Consider the following 11404-nt stretch of genomic DNA (forward strand, 5'->3'; position numbering starts at 1 on the left):
GTCAGCCTCCGGTGGAGGCCGCAGGTCAGGCAGCTTGAGCGTTGACGGTCGGCGGCGTCCAATTCCACGGAAGCAACTGCTCCAGCCTGATAATCGGCGTGTCGGCGATGCGGGCAAGAACGTCGGCCAGCCACGCCGGCGGATCGATGTCGTTGAGCTTTGCCGTCATGATTAGCGTGGCCATGAAGGCTGCACGATCTGCACCGCGGTCTGATCCGGCGAAGAGCCACGACTTTCTGCCGAGCGCAAAGCCTCTGAGCGCTCGCTCGGCGGCGTTGTTCGTCAGGCAAATCCGGCCATCCTCCAGGAATGACGTGAAGCCATCCCATCGCTTGAGCATGTAATCGATCGCCTCGGCGACCGGAGAACTGCGCGACAGTTTTGCACGCTCGGTTTGAAGCCAAGCATGCAGATCGTCGACGAGCGGCAGGCTTTCCTTGCGGCGACGTTCCAGGCGTTGATCGGCCGTAAGCCCGTTGATCTCCCGCTCGATATCGAACAGGCCGTCGATCCGTTTGACGGCTTCGAGCGCCATAGGCGAGATCGGCGCGGCGTTCTTTCCACGCTTGGCGTTCGCATTAATGTCTGCGAGCACGAAGAACTTGCGACGCGCGTGTGCCCAACAGAGTGCCTGGGTCAGCGGATTTGGATCGCGATCACCCTTGAACAGCGGATTGTAGCCACCATAGGCGTCCGCCTGCAGAATACCGGTGAAGGTCTTCAGGTGGCGCTCCGGATGCTCCTGCCGTCGATCCCGCGAGGCATAATAAAGGGCGGCCGGCGGTGAGAGGCCTCCGAACGGCCGATCATCCCGGACATAAGTCCAGATGCGGCCCGTATCGGTCTTTCCCTTGGCCAGGATCGGCACTGTCGTGTCGTCACCATGCAGGCGCTCAGCGGCAAGAACATGCGCTTCGATCAGACAATGAAGTGGCTTCAACGTCGCGGCGCAAGCTCCGACCTGATCTGCAAGCGTCGATAAACTAAGGTCGACGCCCTCACGAGCATAGCGTTCGCTCTGACGATTGAGCGGCTGGTGCTGGGCAAACTTCTCGAACAGGATCATCGCCAGCAGGTTTGGCCCGGCAAAGCCGCGTGGCGTTACATGGAAGGGAGCCGGTGGCTGCGTGATCTTCTCGCACTCGCGACAGGTAAACTTCTCCCGTACCGTCTGGATGACCTTCCACTGGCGCGGGATGACCTCCAGGGTCTCGGTGATGTCCTCGCCAAGCTTCGACAATTTGGCCGATCCGCAGCAGGCGCAATTGGCGGGAGCGGCGATGACGATGCGCTCGCGTGGCAGATGTTCGGGAAAGGGCTTGCGTGACGGACGCCTGCGCTCGAAGGCTTTGACGGTTGAAGCTTTGGCTGCGATCTCCGCGGCCAGTTCATCTTCACCGGCGTCCGCTTCCAATTCCTCGAGTTGCAGTTCCATCTGCTCCAGGAGCCGCGCCTTGCGCTCGGACCGGCTGCCGTAGAGTTCACGGCGGACCTTGTCGATCTCCAGCTTCAGCCGAGCGATCAGCGCTTCGGAATGCGATACGAGTGCCTTTGCACTGGCGGCTTCTGCCTTGGCGGTTGCCGCTTCTGCTTCGGCTGTAACACGTCGAGCGCGTTCCTGGGCCAGCAGTGCAAGGGCACTGGCAAGGTCGTCCGGAAGCTCTTCGGTCGCGTCGCTCATGACAGGATGGAATCATATTTGACCCCATCATTCCAGTGTTTTTGCTCATCCGGCCGACGTCGGCCGCCAGGTCTTTTGCGGCATCCGCCAGTCGATACCTTCCAGCAGATAACCGAGCTGCGCAGGTGTGATCACCACCGTGCCATCGGCCGCTGATGGCCAGATGAAGCGGCCACGCTCCAGCTTCTTCGTGAACAGGCAAGCGCCCTGGCCGTCATGCCAGATCACCTTGATCAGGCCACCGCCGCGGCCGCGGAATACGAACAGGTGTCCACACATCGGGTCACGCTTCAGCGCCTCCTGCACCATCAACGACAGACCGGGGAAGCCCTTGCGCATGTCCGTATAGCCCGTGGCCAGCCAGACCTTCACGCCAACAGGAACCGGGATCATCGCAGACCCAATACGCAATCGAGAATCCGGCCAAGCGCGTCCGTGTCAATATCACTATCCACGCGGACCCGACGGCCCCGGCCGAGCTCGATCGTTACATCGCTGCGCTTCCGACGAAGATGGGATGTGGTGGGCGCTTCCAGCTGAACGGGAGAGACTGTCGAAGCGGCCTCGGATACGATCACCGGCACCAAAGTCGCCGTATCAGACCTTGGCTCCTCGATCCGGCAAAGCTCTTTGCGCCAACGGAACAACTGGCTGACATGGATGCCGGCCGCGCGGGCAATCTCGGAGACTACCGCGTCCGCCTTAAAGCAGGCAGCGACGAGGCGCTCTTTATCTTCGCGTGACCAGCGCCGACGGCGCTCCACGGACGTGATCACCTCAATTGAATGCTTCGTCATATGACTACTCCTAGTGTTACCACTAGGACTGGCAGTCAGAAGGCCGTCATCGCAAGACGGCCTTCACCGTGGGCTTACACTACACGTCGCCACGCTGATGAAGAAGATGGGCATCGAGGCGATCTACCGTCGCCCGAACACGCCGAAACCAGCGCCGGGGCACAAGGTCTATCCCTATCTCCTGGGCAAGCTGGCGGTTACCAGACCCAATCAGGTCTGGGCGATGGACCTGACCTATGTTCCGATGGCTCGCGGATTTGTCTATCTCTGCGCCGTTGTGGACTGGTTCAGCCGGCGTGTTCTGTCGTGGCGACTGTCGATCACGATGGAAGCCGACTTCTGCATCGAGGCGGTTGAAGAGGCGCTTGCCCGCTACGGTAAGCCGGACATCTTCAACACCGATCAAGGATCGCAGTTCACATCCATCGACTTCACGGCGGTGTTGAAGAAAGCTGAAATTGCCATCTCGATGGACGGCAGAGGCGCTTGGCGGGACAATGTCTTTGTCGAGAGGCTGTGGCGCTCGATCAAATACGAGGAGGTCTACCTCCATGCCTATAAAACCGTGTCTGAGGCACGCGCTGGCATCGGCCGTTATCTGACCTTTTACAATAGCCGACGTCCACATTCATCGCTTGACCGGCAGACGCCGGATCAGGCTTACTTCAACGCGCTGACGCCAATGATGGTGGCGGCATAATCGAGGCGGAAATCCACTTAGCGAAACGCCCGAAACTGTTCAAACAAACCGAGCCACCTCTTAGGAAGCACTTTTTTGCCGTACACGATGCTCGATTTTTCTGACGCGTTCCATCCGTGGGTGATATTTTCGATAGGATGAGCGTTAGTGATATCTGTCGTCGTCGTCGCTGGATTGTTTTTCTTTATCAGGCGCTGATCAAGCCGTAACTTGATCGGGCCGCCACCTTGAGTGTCGTGTGACCGCGCATGTCCCACAAATTACGACTACCTCCCCTTACAAAACGAACTTCTTTATACTATTGAAGCTTCGGGCATCCGAAAATAAGGGCTACTGGGGCGGGAAATGACGTTTGACATTGATTACCAGGTGTCGCCCAAAAGGATTATTACATCCGTTTTGGCTGGCGCTTTCATAAGCACAATATTCCTATTAGTATTTTATCCTGGCTTTCTCTCAAATGACAGCATTTTTAGCTGGAAGCAGGCCGTAAGCCAACACTATGACACAATCAAACCGCCGTTGATGGCGCTTATCCAGCGGATTTTTTACCTATTTTCTCCATCAGGTGAAGCGACAATTGCCAGCTTTTCTTGGGTTCAGGGTACGCTTCTTTGGTCTGCCATATTCATGGCGATAGCGCTGACAACTAGAACATGGAGAGCGCTTATCGTCTGCTCTTTACTTATGCTTTGTCTGATGCCGTTATGGGTGCATACAAACGTTCACTGGACCGATATGTGGGTATTTGCGTTCGCTTATTTCGGTCTTTTCTCATTTTTTGAGCTATTTCGATCCGGGTTTGTTAGCACCAAATGGCTGCTAACAGGAAGCCTGTTCTTCTTTATCTCGATAAGTATTCGATATAACGCCGTGTCGTCCCTGCCGCTTGTTGCGGTAGCATGGTACTTTTATCTACAAAAAAGACGAGCGCTGAAAGCTGTTCCTCGCGTGTTTTTATCGACAATGGCGTGCGTCGTCATCATCATAGCTTCTAAGGCTTTTCTCCTAATGCCGGGCGTTGAGGAAAAGCCATCGATGATAAGATTTGCGTTGTACAACCAGTATCTGGGTACAATTGTTAACTCCGATCCTGATGTAAGGGAAAAGCTAATAGCTCAGGAAAAGCCTTACTATGATGCTGCTTTTGGTGAAGGCACTTTAGAAGCCTCGATACCTCTGTATCTCTTTAGCGGAAACGGCGCGATGTTCTGGCCGAAGGACGCACTGATCGGATTTGGCAACATCATGAATAACGGTCAGTTTATCGTTGACCGTTTACCTCACGTCGTATGGCAATCTCCAAAAGGGTTTATGCGTCATAAGATGAAATACATCACTGGACAGCTCAACAACTCGGCTGAGTACTTTCCTATGCATCCCTATGTTGATAAAAACATTTTCAATGTATTCCTATCGCCTAAAATCCCTGGATATGAATGGACAGTTTCGACGCTGACCGCTCTGAAAACATCCTTTATTTTCAAGCATTGGCCCGCTCTGCTGCTCGGGCTTGTGGCTCTCGTTATGAATTGGCGCCGTCAGAACATATTACTTCTTACAATTTACATCTTCGGCGTTCTGTATGCGGTCCCGTACATGGTTTCGGAAACAGGTTTGGAATGGCGTTACCTGCTACCCTCATACATTTCAGGATATCTCGTATTCTTCGTAGGAACATATTCATTCATTGAAAGCTTTTTTAAAAAAGGCTCTCATCAATCCGTTAAAACTAAGCGACTACAGGATCACCAGCAAAACTAGTCACTAATTGAACCGTGGGACAGTCTTTGATGCTGGAGCTACGCCGCCAACACTAACGCAGTAGGCCTACCAAACGTCCTAATCTGCGTAGAAGCTTATGTAGAAAGGGTAATTTCTGCACTTGCGCGGACATCGCATTCACAATACGAATTACTTTACGGCGCTCGAAGGCTTCGATTTGTTTCTGCAACTCCATTACGCGTTCGATACCTACTTTTGCTGGGTCGCCACCCAAACTTGTTTCAGACCGACAATGTCTCTGAAGTTGGAGTGTTTCGAAACGAGATAACCCGTTGGTTGTCTGATAAAGACGGACCTGTCCTGGCCACTCTGAATATGTTCGCGCCATGGAATTCTTGCGGACGCGATACAAGCAGGTGACGGTCGGAATAAGCTCTATCCGCAGTCCGTTCGCCAGAATATTGAGAAAGAACGCCCAATCCTCATACTTTGCCTTCGAACCAGCGTTCCAGCCGCCCATCCCTCTTGCATGACTGACCCTATAACCAGAATTTGCGTGGCCAAGATCATTTCGGGTTTGCGACGTCACGAATCCATCGCCCATTGGCCGGTAGACATATTGCCCTTTATGAAAGGGACGGTTGAAATCCGTTCCGGCGTCAAAGGCAGCTAGATAGGGTACAGCAGCTGCAGCCTGAGGGTTTCTGCTCATAGCTGTAACGATTGTCTTAACCCAATCGTTGAGCGGGATATCGTCGGAATCGGCATTCAATATGAGATCAGTTGTGCACGCGGACAATGCGGTATTTCTGGCGCCTGCCAAACCGCAATTATACGCGTGATCAATAATCCTGAACGGAATATCGAGATACCTTTGAACGGCTTCCGCCATATCGGTTCGGCTCTTATAATTAGACGCGTCATTGACGATTATCACCTCGCTCGGGCGGAGCGACTGTTGATTGAGAGCCTTCAGCAATTCGATGAATTCCGAAATCTCGGTGTTATAGAATGGGATCATCACTGTTGAACTAAGGAGTTCAACAGGTTGACTGGCAACCGGTATATATCGTTGATTTTCGGAGACGCGATTCCCGCGCCTCAGATCTTCTACGAGTGTATCGCGAATGCGCGCCTTCTTCTCGTTGTCCCAATCCAAAATTTCGCGAATTTTGTAGCGCAGCGAATCTGGTGACAGGTCTGCCAAACACTCGCGCCAGTCTTTATCTCGGAACATCTCCGGAATGCCCCCTGCGTTCCCGGCCAGAAGCACACCGCCATTTCCAATGACATCATAAACAGCGAGTGGGAAATTATCACCACGATAAGGTTGAACAAACAAACTGTCAGATCGGTGGCCCTGAATATACGAAACCAATTGCGCGTGATCAAAGCCAGTGTGGACCGTCAGCGCGAAGTGGTGTTTGAGCACCCTCTCGTGCTCATATCCCGTATCGGGCCCGCGTCCAATTAAAGTTATTTCTTCAATGCCCTTTGCCTTTAGTTCCTTGCAGAAACTATCATCCAACGATGCGCAGAATAAATCGAACCCCTTCATCGGGATAAACTTTCCGACGAATACGATGCGCTTCACATTGTCGAACGGAGAACTATCAATTTTGATATTCGTATATCGATAGGGGCAGATTATAATTTTGCTATCGTCAATCTGGATGCCAGACTGAACGTAAAATTTCCGCAGAAACTCTGAAGGGAACACGACAAAATCAGCAAGTTCGATGCTAATCTTTTCCCTAACCGCATATATCTGAGAATCAGCCCCCATCCATGTTTGATTGGCATTTTCGAGATAATGCTGATTGCCGTGACAATGAGCGACGATTGTAAGGGTATCAGGAAGTACCCCCGCCATTTTCGCTTGCGCGATACGCATCCCTATACCCAAGTATTCTTGAAAGTGTATCTCTCTCATATCTGGGCACAGAAACAGAAATTGGGTGGCGGCCTGCAGCAACACGTCAGCAGTACCGATTTCTCCAATCTCTGATACGTCGATGACACCCGACGGGCTCAAAACGACGTCGCCGTTCTGAGTTTTTTCCTTGTCGAAGTCGAAAGCCGCTAGAACAGCAGAACCCTTGGTCGAACGATGCCAATCCGCCACAAAGGTGCCTATCCCTCCGCTAGCTATCAGACCGGGATACTCCGTTGTGATCATAACAGATGTTACATCGACGGAATTAATCCCATAGCGCGCTAGCGTCCCCGCATAGAATTTCGCGTCAAATGAAATGTCCGCAAGTATAGTGCGGGCCGCCTCGTCATGTTCATTCGCGCCAATATTTCCGATATTTTCAACATGAAAACCGGATGCCATCAAGAGATTGCGAAGTTCTCCGGCGGTCCATTCTCGCACATGTGCCGGATTGGCCGGCTTAGCTGTCAACGATTGATATCCCAGACGGGATCTGTCGGGAGTCGACAAAAAGCACCTGCTCTTCGGGTTCCCTGACAATAACAGTCTTATAAAGGCCAGAAGCGGCCGAGGGTCTGGTATATGCTCAATAACGTCCGCACAAATTATGACTGTTGGAACATCATTACGAAATTTCTTCGCAACATTGAGAACCTCGCTCCATGACGTAAGATCGCACTCGACGTGAGATGCTTCCGCGTAGTTTTCAATGGCCGCAGCCAGTGATCCTTTGAAATCCACAGCGAACACGTCAGAACCGGTGCCGGAAAACAGACTTTTGAGTTTAAGGGCACTGCCACACCCGATGTCGATGACACGCTTTGCATCTATGGATTCCGCATAGGACTTAGCTGAATGATATGTATCCGGCTGCCATATAATGTCGGATGTCAGCCCATCATTGAAAATATCGTTGATGATTCTAGCTTCCGCATTTACGCCAAAATTCCACTGAGGCGTACACACATAGGGATGCGGTTGATTAAAATTGTCATAATCACGCTTATCAAAGTGTCCAGGCAGGGGCATTATAAACTTTTCTGCGGGCATATCTGACCTTTAATAAAAACACACCCCAGTCTGACGGCACGGAGCTTTGCGTTGGATGACAGCCACTTGTTTGATTCGATCTGTGGCGTTAGGATACGTTTATTGCGTACGCCCTCAAGGATCAATTATGGAATATACCACCCGGCCTTTCACGAAAGAAGCGATACAAATTGCATATGATGAATTGGCCAAAGAAATTCAATATCTGAGACAAACTGGCTCAAGCCACCCAGAATACCTAAGAACGGCTCAGTTTCCCATAGAGGTCCAGACTGAACTATCTTCTATTAAAGATGAAATAAACATGTTGCATGCAAGATTCATTGGTCTGATTTAGTTGCTAACTTCGCGTTTTGAAACAGTCTTATTTCTTGTGATCTGTAATTGACGGTGCCCCACCCACACCGGGTGGAGCCAAGGTCTGGACCATCAGCTTAAGAAAGACATGCCGTCTAAGCGGAGATTTCCGCCGCCAGACGAATATCGTACAGACACCACGCCAGTTGTTGACGATATATCAACTACAGCTTGTGCAAATCCGCCCTCTACATACGTGGGTATCGAATGACCTGCCACTGAAGTTTCATCCGGCTGCGATTAGAGCCTCGGCGGTTTTTGATACGCCACATGGCGTGATGGGAGCAACCGGCGGAAAGGCGAAGCTTCCAAATTGCGTAGCGTTGGAGCCGGTTGCGGCGATGATCCCTGCATAGTCTGCCGGGGTCTGGTATCCGAGCGATGAGTGGGGCCGGAAATTGTTGTAATCGTCGGCCCATTCGGCAATGGCGCTGCGGGCATGATCGAGACCAAAGAACAGGCGCTCGTTGAGTAACTCGTCGCGCATGCGGCCATTGAAACTCTCGACATAGCCGTTTTGCATCGGTCTTCCCGGCGCGATGTAGTGCCACTCGATCTTGTGATCCTTCGACCAGGCGAGGATGGCATTTGAGGTCAGTTCGGTCCCGTAGCACCTACGGAAGGAAGAGTTGGAGCCACCTCAAACAGTGCGCGCAGCTTTTTTGTAAGCGCTGTCCTGACCCCACCTTCCGGATCATCGCTTGATCATTGATGTTCAACCTCGAAAGAGGGCTAGGACATATGTCGATTTCAGAACTTACGCTTAAATCCAAGGATGAGCCGATACGCCGGTTTGAGGTGTTCACAGGCAATGGCCGTCGTCGCGAATGGAGCGACGATCAGAAGGCGCAGATCATTGCGGAGAGTTGCGAGCCTGGCGTCACGGTGTGCTCTGTGGCGCGGCGGCATGGATTGACGCCGCAGCAGTTGTTCACATGGCGACGGCTCGCCCGAAAGCCGCTTGATGTGTTGTCGGTGCCGGAGCAAGCACCAATGTTTGCACCAGCAGTCGTCGTGTCGCCCGAGAATTCGGAACCGAAGAGGGCGCGGCAAGCACGTTTGCCAAGAAGAACTTCTCCGGAGGCGGCCATTGAATTGCGGATTGATGGAGCCTGGCTGCGTATTGCCTCTGGCACCGATGCTGCAACCATTGCCGCCGTCATCCAGGCGTTGAAGGCTCAGTCGTGATTGGCCCGTCCGGTGCGGTAAAAGTGATGATCGCCACCAAGCCTGTCGACTTCCGCAAAGGTGCTGAAGGATTGGCGGCATTGGTAAAGGCCCAGATGGGTGCCGACCCGTTCTCGGGCACGATCTACGTATTCCGGGCCAAACGAACGGACCGGATCAAGCTGATCTTCTGGGACGGCAGCGGCGTGTGCCTGGTCGCCAAGCGGATCGAGGATGGCGAGTTCCATTGGCCTCGAATGCAAGACGGTGTGATGCATCTGACGGCCGCCCAGTTCTCGGCTCTGTTCGAAGGATTGGACTGGAAACGCGTGCATGCGCCGAGCGAAACGCGCACGCCGATAAAGGCCGGATAACGGGCGCGACCAATTGAATCAGAGCCATTCAGCGTCTCGCTCCGAGCGGCAAAATATGCTGTTCTCGATCCATGACGATGACGGCAGACGAGCTTCCGGATGACCTGAACGCGCTGAAAGCAATGGTGCTTTCGCGTGAGGCGGAGAATGCCCGCCTGCGGCAGATCATCAAGGAATTACAGCGTCACCGCTTTGGTCGACGGGCAGAGACGCTTCCAGAGGACCAGCTTCTGCTTGGGCTTGAAGAGGCCGAACAGATCGAGGCTGCCGGGCTGGAAGAGAAGGAACAAGGCTCGACTGCTCTGCGCCAGGCGCAGGTCGCTAAACGGCGTACGAACCGGGGTTCACTGCCAGCGCATCTGCCGCGCGTCGAGATCGTGGTCGATATCGATAACCATGCCTGCCCCTGCTGCCGCAACGACCTGCATCGGATCGGCGAGGATGTCAGCGAGAAGCTCGATCTTGTGCCCGCCCAATTCCGGGTGCTCGTGCTGCGCCGCCCGAAGTATGCCTGCCGGGCCTGTGAAGAAGTCGTTGTCCAGGCTCCGGCCCCGGCAAGGCTGATCGAGGGCGGCATCCCGACAGAGGCAACCGTCGCCCAGGTGCTGGTATCTAAATATGCTGACCACCTGCCGCTGTATCGCCAGGCGCAAATCTACAAGCGTCAGGGCATCGACCTCGACCGTTCGACGCTCGCCGACTGGGTCGGTCGCGCCGCCTGGCATCTACGCCCGGTCCATCAGCGGCTGCTCGATCATCTGAAGTCATCGTCCAAGCTCTTCGCCGACGAGACGACGGCCCCGGTGCTCGATCCGGGACGTGGCAAAACCAAGACCGGCCAGCTTTGGGCTTATGCACGAGATGACCGGCCGTGGCAGGGCGATGACCCGCCCGGTGTCACCTATGTCTATGCGCCAGATCGCAAAGGCGAACGACCGATGGCCCATCTCGACGGCTTCGTCGGCATCCTGCAGGTAGACGGCTACAGTGGATATCGCCCGCTCGCGGCAAAGAACACCGTGTCGCTGGCCTTCTGCTGGTCCCACGTTCGACGCCGCTTCTATGAGCTTGCTGCCGCTGGTCCGGCACCCATCGCCAGCGAGGCGCTGCGACGCATCGGCGAACTTTACAGGATCGAAGAAGAGATACGTGGCCGGCCCCACGAGGAGCGTCGTGTCGCCCGTCAGGAAAAAAGTCGTCCGATTACCGACAGCCTCGCTCCCTGGCTGCGTGAACAACTCGGCTACATCAGCCAGAAGACAAAACTCGCCGAAGCAATCCGCTATGCCTTGTCACGCTGGGACGGCTTGACCCGCTTCATCGACGATGGCCGGATCGAGATCGATTCCAACGTCGTCGAACGGTCAATCAGGCCAATTGCCCTCAATCGCAAAAATGCGCTATTTGCCGGTTCTGACGCCGGGGCCGAACACTGGGCGACTATCGCCTCGCTCATCGAGACGGCAAAGCTCAACAATGTCGAGCCACTGGCCTATCTCTCAGACGTCCTCACCAAGATCGTCAACAATCATCCAAATAGCCAGATCGACGACCTGCTGCCTTGGGCCTATGCCGCAACGCACGATCTCAAAGCCGTGGCCTGAAAACAGCGCTTAC

At 54.0% G+C, this 11404-nt stretch carries 9 protein-coding genes and 2 pseudogenes; 6 read left to right on the plus strand and 5 right to left on the minus strand.

Going from position 1 to position 11404, the window contains the following annotated elements:
• Nucleotides 1–25: 25 nt before the first annotated feature.
• Genes ACTJKP_RS25045 through tnpA (ACTJKP_RS25055) form a run of 3 tightly spaced genes read right to left on the minus strand, consistent with a single transcriptional unit; the run spans nucleotide 26 to nucleotide 2478 of the window.
• Nucleotides 26–1681 (minus strand): IS66-like element IS66 family transposase, encoded by a 1656-nt coding sequence (locus ACTJKP_RS25045; protein ID WP_440632460.1) that lies wholly within the window; start codon nucleotides 1679–1681, stop codon nucleotides 26–28.
• 45 nt (nucleotides 1682–1726) lie between these two features.
• Nucleotides 1727–2092 carry an IS66 family insertion sequence element accessory protein TnpB gene (tnpB, locus tag ACTJKP_RS25050; protein ID WP_440632461.1) on the minus strand — a complete coding sequence of 122 codons (366 nt, stop codon included), beginning with the start codon at nucleotides 2090–2092 and terminating at the stop codon, nucleotides 1727–1729.
• Complete coding sequence (gene tnpA / locus ACTJKP_RS25055; RefSeq protein WP_440632462.1) at nucleotides 2071–2478, minus strand: IS66-like element accessory protein TnpA; 408 nt, start codon at nucleotides 2476–2478, stop codon at nucleotides 2071–2073. Before tnpA (ACTJKP_RS25055) ends, tnpB (ACTJKP_RS25050) begins: the two co-directional genes overlap by 22 nt.
• Nucleotides 2479–2557: 79 nt before the next feature.
• Here tnpA (ACTJKP_RS25055) and ACTJKP_RS25060 point away from each other — a divergent pair.
• Nucleotides 2558–3178, plus strand: a pseudogene (locus ACTJKP_RS25060) (IS3 family transposase); the annotation flags it as partial.
• 345 nt (nucleotides 3179–3523) lie between these two features.
• The gene (locus ACTJKP_RS25065; protein ID WP_121539539.1) at nucleotides 3524–4942 is read left to right on the plus strand and encodes a hypothetical protein; all 1419 of its coding nucleotides are present in this window, start codon (nucleotides 3524–3526) and stop codon (nucleotides 4940–4942) included.
• 52 nt (nucleotides 4943–4994) lie between these two features.
• Here the strand turns inward: ACTJKP_RS25065 and ACTJKP_RS25070 are convergent, their stop codons facing one another.
• Complete coding sequence (locus ACTJKP_RS25070; RefSeq protein WP_440632609.1) at nucleotides 4995–7889, minus strand: glycosyltransferase; 2895 nt, start codon at nucleotides 7887–7889, stop codon at nucleotides 4995–4997.
• Nucleotides 7890–8016: 127 nt separating this feature from the next.
• Here ACTJKP_RS25070 and ACTJKP_RS25075 point away from each other — a divergent pair, with 127 nt between their 5' ends.
• Nucleotides 8017–8226, plus strand: a complete 210-nt coding sequence (locus ACTJKP_RS25075; protein ID WP_440632610.1) for a hypothetical protein — start codon at nucleotides 8017–8019, stop codon at nucleotides 8224–8226.
• Between the two features lie 246 nt (nucleotides 8227–8472).
• Here the strand turns inward: ACTJKP_RS25075 and ACTJKP_RS25080 are convergent.
• A pseudogene (locus ACTJKP_RS25080) lies at nucleotides 8473–8853 on the minus strand (integrase core domain-containing protein); the annotation flags it as partial.
• A 134-nt stretch (nucleotides 8854–8987) separates the two neighbouring features.
• Here ACTJKP_RS25080 and tnpA (ACTJKP_RS25085) point away from each other — a divergent pair.
• From tnpA (ACTJKP_RS25085) to tnpC, 3 genes are all read left to right on the plus strand, one after another.
• Nucleotides 8988–9434: an IS66-like element accessory protein TnpA gene (tnpA, locus tag ACTJKP_RS25085; RefSeq protein ID WP_181375986.1), complete on the plus strand. Its 447-nt coding sequence runs from the start codon at nucleotides 8988–8990 to the stop codon at nucleotides 9432–9434.
• A complete protein-coding gene (gene tnpB, locus ACTJKP_RS25090) occupies nucleotides 9431–9787 on the plus strand; it encodes an IS66 family insertion sequence element accessory protein TnpB (protein WP_109366349.1) in 357 nt (118 codons plus the stop codon). Before tnpA (ACTJKP_RS25085) ends, tnpB (ACTJKP_RS25090) begins: the two co-directional genes overlap by 4 nt.
• A 71-nt stretch (nucleotides 9788–9858) precedes the next feature.
• Nucleotides 9859–11391, plus strand: coding sequence for an IS66 family transposase (gene tnpC, locus ACTJKP_RS25095; RefSeq protein ID WP_121539677.1), 1533 nt, complete (start codon nucleotides 9859–9861; stop codon nucleotides 11389–11391).
• Nucleotides 11392–11404 lie beyond the last annotated feature (13 nt).

The sequence above is a fragment of the Brucella sp. 22210 genome, from assembly GCF_052045675.1.
In the GTDB taxonomy this organism is placed as follows: Bacteria; Pseudomonadota; Alphaproteobacteria; order Rhizobiales; family Rhizobiaceae; genus Brucella.